This is a genomic window from Janthinobacterium sp. SUN128, from assembly GCF_030587275.1.
Classification (GTDB): Bacteria; Pseudomonadota; Gammaproteobacteria; order Burkholderiales; family Burkholderiaceae_D; genus Janthinobacterium; species Janthinobacterium lividum.
This window is the reverse complement of the sequence record NZ_JAPWHY010000002.1, coordinates 249,980-263,968: the sequence shown is the minus strand read 5'-3', so window position 1 is coordinate 263,968 and position 13,989 is coordinate 249,980. Positions and strand designations below refer to the sequence as shown.

Here is a 13,989-nt window from a genome sequence, read left to right as displayed (position 1 = left end):
CCCTTATTTATATTGTTATCAAAGTGATCAGTCCATGCAGAGCAGCAGCCTTCCCCGTTGGTCCCTGATCGCGTGCGCCGCCGCCAGCCTGGCCTTGCCACCCGTCATGGCGGCAGAACTGGGCGAGATGGCGGTGCTGTCGCATGTGGGCCAGCCGCTGCTGGCCGAAATCGAACTGACGGCCCTGGCGCCCGAGGAAGCCAATGGCGTAGCCGTGCGCCTGGCCTCGCCCGATGTGTACCGGGGCGGCGGCATCGGCATGGATCCGGCCCTGCAAACCTTGACGATCAGTCCGCTGGAACGCGGCGGGCGCCACTATGTGCGCGTGAGTACCCGGCAAGCGATCCAGGCGGGCCATGTGCATCTGTATTTGTTGCTGGGCATTGGCAATGGCGCCGTCGTGCGCCTGGGCACCGTGTGGCTGGCAGCGGCCCCGCCTGCTGCCGCTGCCGTCAGTGCGCCAGTCCGGCCCGCGATTCCGTTGCCTGCGCCCGTATCCGCACCGTTGCCACGGGCTGCGGCCGGCGCGCCGTCGCCCGATGCCGCCGCGCTGGCGGCCCGCGCGCGCGCCGAGGGCCTCGTGCGCCCGGCGCGCGTGTTCGTGCCGCCGGCCGCGCCCGCGCCGGCTGTACCCGCGCTGCGTCCGGCGCCGTTGCGCCGCGCGACGGCGCCCGTCGCCGCCTGCGCGCCGCAGGCCAATGTGGAGCAGGCGCAAGCGTGCGTTGCGCTGGATGAGAAAAACGCGGCTTTGAATGAGAAGCTCGGCGAATTGGAAGGCAAGCTCGGCGCCTTGCAAAAGGCGCTGGCTCAGCCTGCCACCGCTGCCGCCGTCGCTGCGCCTGCCGCCGCGCCGGCCGAGGCGCGGGTGCCGCATGCCAAGCCCAAGCCCCTGGTGCCGCCAGCGGGCGAGAAGGCGGCGGGTGGCAATGGCTTGCTGTGGCTCGGCATCGGCACTCTGGTCTTCCTGTTGCTGACGGCGGTCATCGTGTATGTCGTGCGCAAGCGCAAGCAGGCGGCCGGGCCGGGCGCGCCGTCGAAATACTGGGTCTTGCTGCGCAAGCCTTTCAGCCGCAAGAAGAAGGATGTGCCCGTACTGACGGAAGCGGTGGAAGGCGGGGTAGGGGCCGAGCCGGAACCGGAGCCGTTCTCGCGTTAACGCGATGCAAGGCGGCACGAGAATTTGATATAAAAAAAGATATTGAAAAAATACATGGAAACGCTTGCCAATCGCGTTGCTTAATTCTTAAAGATGGTGATATGATTAATTCAGTGGACTTGCTCTACGATAAAACAGCCCCAGCCTGGCGCAGTCACCAACGATAGTGTGGCGCGGCAAACAGGTGTAGCGTTGCACAAACGCCTGGGTCTGGAAGCGGTTTGCGATGCCGACGATGTGCTCGCGAACGCCGGATGCAACCGGCAGCGAGGCGACGCCAGGAGATACCTGGGGCTCGCCTTCCAAATTCCCCCACCCCCCCCTCCTTGCCTGGTGCCGCAGATGGCGCGCTCCCTGGCACGGAGGCAGACGCAAAAAAAGCACCCGCAGGTGCTTTTGTCGTTTCTGGTGCGGCAAGTTTCTTACATGCGGGCGCGCGAACCTGGCATGGCGCTCGGCAGCTGCGTCATCCACGGTTCCGTGATGCTGCGGATTTCGCGGTCATTTGCCAGGATTTGCTTGAGCAAGTCGATCTTGCGCAGGCGCGAGGCGCCGGCCAGGGCGGGTACCTTGCCTGTCATGGTCGCGCTGGCGGCGCTGGCGGCGCTGGCGCACTGGTTTTCCAGGGTATCCAAGCCATCCCAGTCGCTCGAACGTGCGGCCACGACCATTTTATTGGTCATTCCTGCAATATTTTCATACATCGAGAGAACGTCGTTGGAGGTCATGAGCACACCCGTAACTAGTGAATGGATTACCGCTTGTCTAGATTAACGGCAGCTGCAACGGGAACTTGAGGGTGTTTTTGAAAAAAAATGAAAATAATTTAGATGATTGCTTGCCTGCCGCCGGAATCGCCTCCCAAGCCGCATGCCTGCTGGCGTCGTGGTGACAGGGGAATGTGTTGCGGCGCTTCAAAACGCGTTATGATTTTGCATACTACTGTCGTTACTTTGCCTGAAAGGATCACCATGCGCGTTGTCACTGCTGCCGCTTCCTCTTTCCCTGCTTCCTGGCGCAAGCGCGCCATGGCGCTGGCCCTGTCCGGCATCGCCCTGGCCGGGGGTGTCGTCCACGCGCATGGCCAGGAGGCGGCCGCCAGTCCTGCCGCCGCGATGGCGGCACCCACGGCTGTCTTGCCCGGCGACGATTTCTACGATTACGTGAATGGCGACTGGCTGCGCGGCACGGAGATTCCCGCCGACCGCAGCAGCTGGGGCTCGTTCGCCATCCTCGCCAATGCGACCAACGAGCGCATCATCGCCCTCGTCGAAGGCCTGGCGGCGGCGCCGCAGGCGGATGCATCGGCGCGCCAGGTCAGCGATTTCTACCGTTCCTGGATGGATGAGTCAGCTATCGAAGCGAAAGGCTGGGCGCCGATCAAGCCGCTGCTGAAGAAGATCGATGGCATACGCGACCAGGCAGGGCTGGCCCGCGCGCTGGGCGAGAGCTTGCGCGCCGATGTCGACCCGCTCAATGCCACCAATTTTTATACGGAAAACCTGTTCGGCCTGTGGGTGGCGCAAGATTTGAACGACACCACGCGCAACGTGGCCTATCTGCTGCAAGGTGGACTGGGCTTGCCCGACCGCGCGTTCTACCAGGGGGAAAGCGCCCGCATGCAGGGCTTGCGCGCGGGCTACCAGGCGCATATTGCCGCCATGCTCAAGCAGGCCGGCTACCGCGATGCGCCGGCCCGTGCCGCGCGCGTGTTTGCGCTGGAGCAGCAAATTGCCGCCAGCCACGCCAGCCGCGAAGATTCGGCCGATGTCGCCAAGGGCAATAACGCGTGGCGTGCAGCCGACTTCGCCAGCAAGGCGCCGGGCCTGGACTGGAAGGCCTTCTTCCAGGCGGCGGGCCTGGGCAAGCAGACGGATTTCATCGTTTGGCACCCGACGGCCATGACGGGCAGCGCGGCGCTGGTGGCGAGCGTGCCGTTGGCCACATGGAAGGATTTCCTCGCCTTCCACGCGATCAACCATTTCAGCACGACCTTGCCGAAGGCCGCCGCCGACCAGCGCTTTGCCTTCTACGGCAGCGCCCTGAGCGGCACGCCGCAGCAGTCGCCGCGCAGCAAGCGCGCGCTGGCGGCAACCAACGCGGCCCTCAGCGACGCCGTCGGCAAGCTGTACGTGGAGCGCTATTTCCCGCCTGAATCGAAAGCCCGCGTGCAAGACATGGTGACGAATATCGTCGCCGCCTTCTCGCGCCGCATCGACAAGCTGGACTGGATGGCGCCGGCCACCAAGGCGCAGGCGCAGGAAAAACTCAAGACCCTGTACGTGGGCGTCGGCTATCCGGAACGCTGGGACAGCTATGCGGGCTTGCGCGTGGTGCGCGGCGATGCGCTGGGCAATGTGCAGCGGGCGGAACAGTTCCACTACCGGCAGGAGCTGGCCAAGCTGGGCCAGTCGCCTGACCGCAAGGCCTGGGCCATGCCGGCACAGCTGGTCAATGCCGTCAACCTGCCGCTGCAAAATGCGCTGAACTTTCCGGCCGCCATCCTGCAGCCGCCATTCTTCGACCCCCAGGCATCCGATGCGGCCAACTATGGCGGCATCGGCGCCACCATCGGCCACGAGATCAGCCACAGCTTCGATGACCAGGGCGCCCAGTTCGACGCCCAGGGCAAGTTGCGCGACTGGTGGACGCCGGCCGACCTGGCGCATTTCCAGACCGCATCCAAGCAATTGGTGGCGCAGTTCGCGGCCTACAAGCCGTTTCCCGACCTGGCCGTGAATGGCCAGCTGACCCTGAGCGAAAACCTGGCCGACCTGGCCGGCGTGGCGGCCGCGCATGACGCGTTCACCTTGTCGCAGCAGGGCAAGCCGGCGCAGGCGGATGCGGACCGCGATTTCTTCACGGGTTATGGCGTCAGCTGGCGCAGCAAGGCGCGCGAAGCGGCGGCGCGCCAGCAGATCCTCACGGATGGCCATGCGCCGGCGCAATACCGGGCCGCCACCGTGCGCAACCTCGACGCCTGGTACCCGGCCTTCGACGTCCAGCCGGGGCAGCAGCTGTACCTGGCGCCGGAACAGCGCGTGCGCGTCTGGTAGTTATAAAGCGGTGCCAGCGCGCAGTGCGCTGGCACCGTAAAATGGCGGCACATATCGACAGGACCGCCATGAAGCCAACCCCGCCGCAAGACCCGCAAGACCCCATCCACGCCATCACCGGGCGCACCCTGGCTCATTACGACGCCAGCGCCGAGCAGTTTTTCGAAGGCACGCGCGACCACGACGTCAGCCAGAACATCGCCGCGCTGCTGGGGGCCATCGGCAAGCCGGCGCCCCTGGATATTCTCGACCTGGGCTGCGGCCCTGGCCGCGACCTGAAGGCGTTCACGGCCATGGGCCACCATGCCGCCGGCGTCGATGGCTGTCCCCGCTTCGTCGAGATGGCGCGCGCCTACAGCGGCTGCACCGTATGGCAGCAGGATTTCGTCGACCTCGATCTGCCCGCCGCGCACTTCGACGGCGTGTTCGCCAATGCCGTGCTGTTCCACGTGCCCAGCGCCGCCTTGCCCGGCGTGCTGCGCGCTTTGTACGCGTGCCTGAAGCCCGGTGGCGTGCTGTTCAGCTCGAATCCGCGCGGGCAGAATCAGGAAGGCTGGAATGGCGCGCGCTATGGCAGCTATCACGACGAAGCGACGTGGGCCGCCTACGTGCAGGCGGCCGGTTTTACCTTGATCGAGCAGTACTACCGCCCGCCCGGCTTGTCGCGCGACCAGCAGCCGTGGCTGGCCACCGTGTGGCGCAAGCCTGTGTGATCGCCAATATTGGCGCAAATTGAGCATGTGTTAGGAACCGTACAGAGCCTTTGATCCCCCTTGCGTACTATGGATACATCGACACGCAGCAAGCAGTTTGCAACAGCGTGTGAGCCGCAGTACCGGCCCTTCGGGGCCGGACAACAGATGTACCAACTACAGTGAGGATCCATCATGAACAAAGATCAAGTCGAAGGTAAACTGAAGGAAGTCGGCGGTAAAATCCAGGAAGCCGCTGGCAAAGTCGTCGGCAGCGAAGAACAGCAAGCCAAGGGCCTGGCAAACCAGGTCGAAGGCAAAGTGCAGAAGAAGGTTGGCGATGTGAAAGACGCGGTGGAAACCGTTACGCGCAAACCTTAAGCTGACGCACGCTCAATAAAAAAACCGCCGCCTGTCGCGAGACAGGCGGCGGTTTTTATTTGTGGGTACGTTTTACTTCGCTACGCCCAGGTTCTGCTTGAAGAACATCTCGATTTTCTTGTACACGTGGCGCTGGCCCGCGCGCGACGAGATGCCGTGCTTGGCGCCCGGATACGTCATCAGGTCGAACTGCACGCCGCGGTTCACCAGCGCGTCGATCAATCGCGTGCTGTTGCTGAACAGGACGTTATCGTCGGCCATGCCGTGCACCAGCAGCAGCGGCGACTTCAGGCCGTCGAGGTGGGCGAACACGGTACTGGCCTTGTAGCCATCGACGTTTTCCTTCGGCATGCCGAGGAATTGCTCCGTGTAGTGGGTGTCGTACAGCGACCAGTCGGTGACGGGCGCCACCGAGACGCCCATGGCGATCTTGTCCGATGCCGCCGACAGCAAACGCAGGGTCATGAAGCCGCCGTAGCTCCAGCCGAACACGCCGATGCGTTTTGCATCGACGAAGCTTTGCTTGCCCAGCCAGTCGATGCCGACCAGCTGGTCTGCCACTTCGGCCGCGCCCAGGTTGTGGTAGATGGCGTCCGTGAATGCGCGCTCGCGGCGCGACGAGCCGCGGTTATCGAGGCGGAAGACGACAAAGCCCTGCTGCGCCATGTACTGGTCGAAGTTGTTGCCCCAGCGGCGAGCCACGTGCTGCGAGTGCGGGCCGCCATACGTCGACAGGTAGACGGGGTAGCGTTTGCTTGCGTCGAAGTTCGATGGCTTGACGATGGAGTAGTACAGCGTCTGGCCATCGTTGGCTTTCAGGGTGCCGTATTCCGTCGGCAGGTGGTCCGCCTTGTATTTCGCGTATGGGTGGCTGGCGTTCAGCGCGTTTTCTTCCAGCCAGCCCACCATGGCGCCGTCCGGGCGGCGGATGCTCACTTGCGGCGGCGTGGCCGGGTCGGAGTACGTGTCGACAAACACTTCGCCATTGCGCGAGAACGTCGTGTCGTGCCAGCCATCGGCTTTCGTCACGCGCTGCGGCTTGTCGGCCGTGCTGCCATCGAGGGCCAGCGCGTAGGTCTGCTTGTCGATCACCGCGTCGCGGTTCGACGAGACGAACACCTTGCCCGTCTTCTGGTTCACGGCCAGCACGCTGTCGATGCCCCATGCGCCGGAAGTGACCGGGTGCAGCAGCTTGCCGCCCATGTCGTACAAATACAGATGGTTGCGGCCCGTGCGTTCGGACGACCAGAGGAAGGTGCCGTTCGACAGGAAGCGCAGGTCGTCATGGATGCTGACCCAGGTCTTCGACGTTTCCGTCAGCAGGGTGCGCTGCGCCAGGGTGGCTGCGTCAACTGCCACCAGGTCGAGGGTCTTCTGGTCGCGCGACTGGCGCTGGTACACGAGCGACTTGCTGTCCGCGCTCCAGTCGGCGCGCACCAGGTAGATGTCCGGGTTCGTGCCCAGGTCCACCTGGCGCTGCGCGCCCGTTTCCGGCGAGACGATCAGCAGTTGCACCAGCACGTTCGGGTCGCCGGCAGCCGGGTAGCGCTGCTCGACGACGTCGGTGCGGTCGGCGAAGATTTCGAAGCGGCGCACGACGGGCACCGGAGCTTCGTCATAGCGCTTATACGCGATGGCGGAATCGTCGGGAGCCCAGTAGTAGCCGGTGCGCTGGCCCATTTCTTCCTGCGCCACGAATTCGGCTTCGCCGTTGCGGATGGTGCCCTTGCCATCGGTGGTCAGCTGGCGTTCCTTGTTTGTCTTGAGGTCGATGACATAGATGTTCTGGTCGCGCACGAACGACACATAGCGGCCTTTCGGCGAGATTTTTGGGTCGAGCACATTGCCCTTGGCGACCAGGCGCGCCTTGTCCGGGTGGGCCGCGTCGACCAGGTACAGATTGCCGGCCAGCGGCACCAGCAGCTGCTTGCCATCGGGCGACCAGCTGTAGCTGAGAATGCCGTTCAGGCTGGCCGTGCGCTCGCGTTCGCGGCGCGCCTGCTCTTCGGGCGAAATCGTTTCATTCGGCACCAGCGCCTTGGAGTCGACCAGGCGGTGCGTGCTCTTGTCCTTCAGCTTGAATTCCCACAGGTCGAGCTGGAACTGGTTGTCGGCGCGGCCGCGCAGGAACGTGACGCGCTCGCCGTCGGGCGAGACCTTCAGGTTGCGCACGCCGGGGCCGGCCAGCGCCGGATCGGCGTGGATGCGTTCCAGGGTCAGCTTTTCAGCCGATGCGGGAACGCTGGCCATCGCGGCCAGAAAACAAAGAATAAAACGCATGGATGTCTCGGTAGTTGGAGGAATGAATGGCTCTGCATGCAAAAGGCGCGCTTGAGCGTTGCCTAAGCGTAAGACGATACCAGAGCGTGCCTGTTTATGCGATAGCTCCGGCCACGGAATAAGGCGTTCCTGGCCGTATTTCCTTCGATGGAAATATCCGATCGCCACTCATTCCATGGCGCTTTGCCTGGTCAGGCCAATATCGACCCTGCGACCACGCTCAGGCATGCGCCGCCTATCCAGGCGTGGCCATCGCGGAAATTGACGGACACGCGGCCGTCGCGCTGAAGGCAGGTACCCTGGCGCACGCGGTAGTCGGCGCCCGCCAGCAGGTGCGCGATGCAGGCGTTGGCGCTGCCCGTGACGGGATCCTCGACCAGTGCGCCGTGCTCGCTGAGCAGAGCGCGCACTTCGTAATCGGCCGGCCCGCCGGCGCCGTGCGCGCCGTAGAGCGCCAGTCCGTCAGCGCTTGACGCGGCCAGCAATGCCGTCAGTGCCGCGATGTCGGCATGGACGGCCAGGCAGGCCGCGGCGTCCGGCAGCGGCACGCACAGCCAGCGGATGCCCATGTCGACGATGGTGCCGCCAGCGGCCGCCGCGTCGCTCAGCGCCGTTTGCAGCAGCGGCAGCAGCGCAGAGGGGAGCGTGCGTGCGGTGCAGGGCGGCGCCTGGAACGCCAGCAAGCCGCCGGCGCCGCGTTCTATCGGCACCAGGCCGACGCCGCATTCCTGCACGATGCGCGCGCCCTTGGGCTGCATGCCCGCATCGAGCAGGGCATGCGCCGTGCCCAGGGTCGGGTGGCCGGCGAACGGGAATTCCATCTCGGGCGAAAAGATCCGCACGCGGTAATCGGCGGCGGGATCGCGCGGCGCCAGCACGAAGGTGGTTTCCGACAGGCCCGTCCAGCGCGCGATCGCCTGCATCTGCGCGTCATCGAGGCCATTCGCGTCGAGCACCACGGCCAGCGGATTGCCCAGGAAGGGCACCGCGCTGAAGACATCGACTTGCCTGAAGGGGCGTTGTTGCGGCATGGTGGCTTCCTCGCTGGCTTATCGGGCTGTGCGCAGGCGCTGCAGCGACAAGCGGTTCAAATACCAGGTCAGCAGCACGGCCGCCACCGTCAGGCCCGTGACGAGGCCGATCCAGAAACCGGCGGCGCCCATCGGCTCGGCCGGCGACCAGATGAAGCCGGACGGCGCGAGGCCCAGCACGTAGCCGATCGGCAGCGAGAAGCCCCAGAACGCCAGCAACTGGATCAGCATCGGCTGGCGCGTCACCTTGTAGCCGCGGATGGCGCAGGAAGTGGCCACCTGCGTCGCGTCGGACAGCTGGAACAGGGCGGCGAACAGCAGCAGCTGCGCGCACAGGGCCTGCACCTGCGGGTCGGACGTGTAGGCTTGCGCGATCTGGTGGCGGAAGATGGTGATGACGGCAGCCGAAACGATGGCCGCCGTCAGCGACATGGCCACGCCCACCCACGAAATGAAGCGCGCGCGGCGCAGATTGGCTTCGCCCACGGCGTGGCCCACGCGCGTGACCAGCGCGATGCCGAACGTGAGCGGCACCATGAAGACGACGGACGAGAAATTCAGGGCGATTTGGTGCGCCGACACCTGGATCACGCCGAAGCGCGCCACCAGCAGGCTGATGACGCCAAAGGCGCTGACCTCGGCAAAGTAGGTCACGCCGATGGGCAGGCCCAGGCGCAGCATGGGGCCGATGGACGACAGCTGCGGCCATTCCCAGTGCGTGAACGGATACGTGGCGCGGTAGGCGGGCGCGATCCTGATCCAGGCCAGCATGGCCAGCAGCATCATCCATACGCAGCAGGTGGTGGCCACGGCGCAGCCCACGCCGCCCATCTTCGGCATGCCCCAGTGGCCGTAGATCAGCAGGTAGTTGACGAGGATATTGAGGCCCAGTGCGGCCAGCGCGATGACCATCACGGGCTTGGTCTGGTTGATGCTGGTGCTGTAGCCGTACAGGGCGCGGTAGGCGGCGAACGGCGGCAGCGCGCAGCTGATGATATGCACGAACAGCTTGGCCTTGGCCGCGACGGCGGGTTCCAGCATCAGGTGGTCGAATACCAGCGCCGCCATGTTCGTCAGCAAACAAGCCACGAGGCCCACGAGCAGCGCCTTCCACAGCGACTGGCGCACGATGTGCGGCACCCGGTCGTGCCGCGCGGCGCCGATTTCATGCGCCACCAGGGTATTGATCGCCATCATGATGCCGCTCACGGTGACGAGCACGATGGACCAGATGGCCGCGCCCAGCGACACGGCGGCCAGTTCCTCGGGATTCGTATGCCCCGTCATCGCCACGTCGGCCGCGCCCATGCCGACGGTGGCCAATTGGCCGATCAGGATGGGCCAGGCCAGCTTCCACAGAGACGAGACTTCAGTGCGGATGGCGGGCAGGGTGAACGAGGTAGTGTGTGGCATGGGCGGCAAGCTTGACTAAACACAAGATTCTACCGGCATTCGCCGTGCTTGTCCGCCGCCGCTCCCGGGAGATGCCCGGAGGGGCGCCGGGCGCGGTAATCATTTGTTACAGCTAAGTGGACCGGTCGCGGATAGACTGCGTGCTCTATTTGGCAAAATGACCAAATAGTCAACCGCAGTACCCTGACTATGGAGTAAGACCATGTTGAAGAAAGCCTTGAATTGCGCCCTGTTGCTGGGCGCCGCCATGACGGCCGAACTGGCCGGCGCCGGCGAACTGACCCTGTATTCGCGCGACGATTATCACGGCCGCTCGCAGACCGTGCGCGACGCCGTCGCCGACCTGGAAGATGTCCGTTTCAACGACACGACGCAAAGCATCCGCGTGCGCTCGGGCCGTTGGGAAGCATGCGAGGAAGCCGATTTCCGCGGCGCCTGCTTCCTGCTGGAGGCGGGCGAGTATCCCTCGCTCGATGGCCGCGCCAACAAAATCACCTCGCTGCGCGAAGTGCGCGGCGGCTGGGGTGGTCATCCGGGCCGCGATCGCGACGGTGATCGTGACCGTGGGCGCGACTGGGACGGCCGCCGGGACCGCGACCGTGAGCACGGCCATTTGCCAGGGCGCTCGCTGGGCGGTGAACTGACCTTCTATACGCGCGACGATTTCGCCGGCCGCAGTTTGACCGTGCGCAACGCCTCGGCCGATTTGCGCGAGCGCGATTTCAACGATACGGTGCAAAGCGTGCGCGTGCGCTCCGGCTATTGGGAAGTGTGCGAGGACGTGGATTTCCGTGGCCGTTGCCGGACACTGGTCCCCGGTGAATACGCGAGCCTGGAGCGCATGAGCAACCGCATCTCGTCCGTGCGCGAAGTGCGCTGACGCCAAGCGGGCAGGAACGGCCGGTCCCTGCCGGGGCCGGTTATTGCTTTTGGTAACAATTTATTGTGCTTTTCCCATACTTTGTTACACCGTTTTTTCTACGGATGGCTACACTGACATCAGTTGTCATGTCGATCACTAAGCTTTGCCGCCACCGGAGACCGCCCCATGAATCGCCCATTCGCCTTTGCACTGCTGTGCGCCAGCTCGCTGTTTGTCCATCTCGCGGCGCAGGCCGGCGAAATCCGCCTGTACACCGATGATAATTTCAAAGGACGCGTAGTCGTCTTGCGCGATACGACGGATGACTTGTCGCGCGTCAGTTTCAATGACACCGTGTCGAGCATCCAGGTCGATGCGGGCAGCTGGGAAGTGTGCACGAACGCCGATTTCAAGGGCGATTGCAAGACGCTGGAACGGGGTGACTATCGCTCGCTGCCGGGCATGAACGACAAGATCTCGTCCGTGCGCGAAATCGGCGGCGGGCAGGGTAGCGGTAGCAGCGGTGGTCGCCGCGCGGCGCTGGAACTGTATGCCGACGGCGGCCAGCGCGGCGCCTCGGCCGGCGTGAATGCGGACCGTGACGACCTGGTCGACATCAGCTTCAATGACCGCGCCAGCAGCGCGCGCATCGAGCATGGCTACTGGCAGCTGTGCAGCGATTCCAATTACCGTGGCAGCTGCCGCGTGTTCGGACCTGGCAGCCACGATGACCTGGGCAGCCTGAACGGGCGCGTATCGTCGGCGCGCCTGGTCGATCCGCGCGAAGAGAACCGGCCGCAAAACGACGAAGGCCTGGTGGTGCTGTACGGCCGCGCCTTCCTGAAGGGCCCGGGGCTGCAGGTGAACCGCGACGTCAGCGACCTGGTGCGCCTGAATTTCAACGACCAGGCCGGCTCCATGACCATCAACGAAGGCACCTGGGAAGTGTGCACGGACTCGCAGTTCAACGGCACCTGCGAGCGCATGGGCCCGGGCAAGTATGAAACCCTGGGCACGACGCTGGACAAGCGCATTTCCTCGCTGCGCCGCCTGTATTGAGCGTGTGATCGAGTTTTGCCCGTGGCCTTGTATTTGTTACACTAGCATCCTGGCGCAAGCGCCAGGCAAATCATCACCAAAGAATGAAGAATGGAGTTAATCATGACGGGCCCTTTCAAACATGCTGCGGCATGCACCGCAACCTTGCTGCTGTCGCTGGCGGCCCATGCCGGCGCCCATGCGGGCGAGATCACCCTGTTCGAGGATGATAATTTCCGTGGCCGCGCCGTGACCCTGCGCGAAACGACGGACAACCTGTCGCCCCAGGGCTTCAACGACAAGGCGTCCAGCATCATGGTGCGTTCGGGTACCTGGGATGTGTGCACGGACTCCGGCTTTCGCGGCAATTGCCGCAGCCTGGGGCCAGGCGAATACCGCTCATTGCCAGGCATGAACGACGCCATCACCTCGGTGCGCGAAACGGGGCGCGGCGATGGCTACAATCCGGGACGCCCGGGCCGCGACCCAGACCGTGGCCATGGCGGCTATGGCCGTGGCGGCAGCCTGGAAGTGTATTCGGGCGCCGGCCAGAATGGCGGCTCGGCGCGCCTGAACCGCGACACGGACGATTTCGTCAGCATCGGTTTCAACGACCGCACCAGCAGCATCGTCATCTATAACGGCTACTGGCAGCTGTGCAGCGACTCGAACTACCAGGGCACTTGCCGCATTTTCGGCCCCGGCCGCCACGACGACCTGGGGCGCGGCCTTGACGGGCGCGTCTCCTCGGCGCGCATGGTCGACGAGCGCGAAGCGCGCCGCCAGCAGCAGTATGAGCGGCCGCAGTACGAGCAGCAGTATCCGCAATACCAGCAGCCGCAGTACCAGCAGCGCGGCGCCGTCCTGCTGTTCCCCGAGGCGGGCATGCGCGGCGAACCGCTGGCGCTGGACCGCAGCACGGAAGACCTGGTGCGTCTCAATTTCAATGACCGCGCCTCGTCCATCGTCGTCAACGAGGGCCAGTGGGAAGTGTGCAGCGATTCGAATTTCCGCGGCCGCTGCGAAGTGATCGGGCCGGGCGAATATGGACGCCTGAACGCTATGGAAAACCAGATTTCCTCGCTGCGCCGCGTGCGCTGACCGCTTCCTGACGCCGTGCTGACAGGCCGCCTGCCGGGAATGCCCCGCCAGGCGGCTTTTACATTCCCAGCCGTGTGCTGACATTTGCTTGCCCTTTGTTACACTCGCCGCCTGCCGCCTGGACTACACTGGCGAAAATGTCTCAGTATTGGAGTTGTCATGGTTCGATCTTTCCGCCCCGCGCTGTTGTGCGCCGCCACCTTCCTCGCCCCCCTTGCCGCATCCGCGGGTGAAATCACCCTGTTCGAGGACGCCGGTTTCCGCGGCCGTCCCGTCACCCTGCGTTCCGACGCGGGCGATTTGTCGCGCATGGGCTTTAACGACAAGACCTCCAGCGTGATCGTGCGCTCGGGTACCTGGGAAGTGTGCAAGGACGCCAATTACCGGGGCAACTGCCGCACCCTGGGACCGGGCCGCTACAGCAGCATGCCGGGCATGAACGACGCCATCTCTTCGGTGCGCGAAGCGGGCCGCCCGGGCCATGGCGGCGACCACCGCCCCGATCACCGTCCCTATCCGCCGCGCCCTCCGCGTCCGGAGCCGGAGCGTCCTTATCCCGGCCATCCAGGTTATCCCGGCCACGGCGGCGGCCACCGTCCCGACATGAATGGCGCCGTGCTGATGTTCCCTGACGCCGGCATGCGCGGACGGCCCGTGCGCCTGGACCGCGAAGTGCATGACTTGAACCGCTATGGCTTCAACGACCGCGCCGAATCGATCGTCGTCAATTACGGCCGGTGGGAGTTCTGCGTCGATGCCAATTTCCGTGGCCGCTGCGTGGTGATGGGGCCAGGCAGCTATGGCCGCCTGCATGGAGGCCTGGACCGCCGCATTTCCTCGGTGCGCCGCGTGCGCTAGACATTTTCCGCTACCATTTTCACCGCCCGCGCGCCCCGTGCCCCGCGGGCGGTGTTGTATTGTGCGCACGCGCTGTCGGCGCCAATTCGTGTACTCTTCCCATAGGCAGTTCAACCATGGG

The 13,989-nt window shown here is 64.8% G+C and carries 12 protein-coding genes; 8 read left to right on the top strand and 4 right to left on the bottom strand.

Annotation, left to right across the window (positions count from 1 at the left end):
- Positions 1 to 34 precede the first annotated feature (34 nt).
- The gene (locus tag O3297_RS21210; protein WP_305049969.1) at positions 35 to 1,156 is read left to right on the top strand and encodes a FimV family protein; all 1,122 of its coding nucleotides are present in this window, start codon (positions 35 to 37) and stop codon (positions 1,154 to 1,156) included.
- A gap of 422 nt (positions 1,157 to 1,578) precedes the next feature.
- On the opposite strand, the gene O3297_RS21205 is transcribed toward O3297_RS21210, so the two are convergent.
- Positions 1,579 to 1,884 (bottom strand): flagellar protein FliT, encoded by a 306-nt coding sequence (locus tag O3297_RS21205; protein WP_305049968.1) that lies wholly within the window; start codon positions 1,882 to 1,884, stop codon positions 1,579 to 1,581.
- Positions 1,885 to 2,127: 243 nt separating this feature from the next.
- On the opposite strand from O3297_RS21205, the gene O3297_RS21200 reads away from it, so the two are divergent.
- The 3 genes from O3297_RS21200 (at position 2,128) to O3297_RS21190 (ending at position 5,285) form a co-directional block, all read left to right on the top strand.
- Positions 2,128 to 4,212, top strand: coding sequence for a M13 family metallopeptidase (locus O3297_RS21200; protein WP_305049966.1), 2,085 nt, complete (start codon positions 2,128 to 2,130; stop codon positions 4,210 to 4,212).
- A gap of 68 nt (positions 4,213 to 4,280) precedes the next feature.
- The gene (locus tag O3297_RS21195) at positions 4,281 to 4,925 is read left to right on the top strand and encodes a bifunctional 2-polyprenyl-6-hydroxyphenol methylase/3-demethylubiquinol 3-O-methyltransferase UbiG (RefSeq protein WP_305049965.1); all 645 of its coding nucleotides are present in this window, start codon (positions 4,281 to 4,283) and stop codon (positions 4,923 to 4,925) included.
- A 174-nt stretch (positions 4,926 to 5,099) separates the two neighbouring features.
- Positions 5,100 to 5,285, top strand: a complete 186-nt coding sequence (locus O3297_RS21190) for a CsbD family protein (protein WP_034759763.1) — start codon at positions 5,100 to 5,102, stop codon at positions 5,283 to 5,285.
- A gap of 72 nt (positions 5,286 to 5,357) precedes the next feature.
- Here the strand turns inward: O3297_RS21190 and O3297_RS21185 are convergent, their stop codons facing one another.
- The 3 genes from O3297_RS21185 to O3297_RS21175 all read right to left on the bottom strand — a co-directional run bounded on the left by O3297_RS21185 (position 5,358) and on the right by O3297_RS21175 (position 10,009).
- Complete coding sequence (locus tag O3297_RS21185) at positions 5,358 to 7,565, bottom strand: S9 family peptidase (RefSeq protein WP_305049963.1); 2,208 nt, start codon at positions 7,563 to 7,565, stop codon at positions 5,358 to 5,360.
- A gap of 191 nt (positions 7,566 to 7,756) precedes the next feature.
- Positions 7,757 to 8,596, bottom strand: coding sequence for a PhzF family phenazine biosynthesis protein (locus tag O3297_RS21180; RefSeq protein ID WP_305049961.1), 840 nt, complete (start codon positions 8,594 to 8,596; stop codon positions 7,757 to 7,759).
- A gap of 18 nt (positions 8,597 to 8,614) precedes the next feature.
- Complete coding sequence (locus tag O3297_RS21175; RefSeq protein WP_305049960.1) at positions 8,615 to 10,009, bottom strand: MATE family efflux transporter; 1,395 nt, start codon at positions 10,007 to 10,009, stop codon at positions 8,615 to 8,617.
- A gap of 202 nt (positions 10,010 to 10,211) precedes the next feature.
- On the opposite strand from O3297_RS21175, the gene O3297_RS21170 reads away from it, so the two are divergent.
- The 4 genes from O3297_RS21170 to O3297_RS21155 all read left to right on the top strand — a co-directional run bounded on the left by O3297_RS21170 (position 10,212) and on the right by O3297_RS21155 (position 13,868).
- Complete coding sequence (locus O3297_RS21170; protein WP_099389454.1) at positions 10,212 to 10,889, top strand: beta/gamma crystallin family protein; 678 nt, start codon at positions 10,212 to 10,214, stop codon at positions 10,887 to 10,889.
- Between the two features lie 168 nt (positions 10,890 to 11,057).
- Positions 11,058 to 11,930 carry a beta/gamma crystallin-related protein gene (locus O3297_RS21165; protein ID WP_305049958.1) on the top strand — a complete coding sequence of 291 codons (873 nt, stop codon included), beginning with the start codon at positions 11,058 to 11,060 and terminating at the stop codon, positions 11,928 to 11,930.
- A 102-nt stretch (positions 11,931 to 12,032) separates the two neighbouring features.
- A complete protein-coding gene (locus O3297_RS21160) occupies positions 12,033 to 13,010 on the top strand; it encodes a beta/gamma crystallin-related protein (RefSeq protein WP_305049956.1) in 978 nt (325 codons plus the stop codon).
- Positions 13,011 to 13,169: 159 nt separating this feature from the next.
- Positions 13,170 to 13,868: a beta/gamma crystallin-related protein gene (locus O3297_RS21155; RefSeq protein WP_305049955.1), complete on the top strand. Its 699-nt coding sequence runs from the start codon at positions 13,170 to 13,172 to the stop codon at positions 13,866 to 13,868.
- Positions 13,869 to 13,989 lie beyond the last annotated feature (121 nt).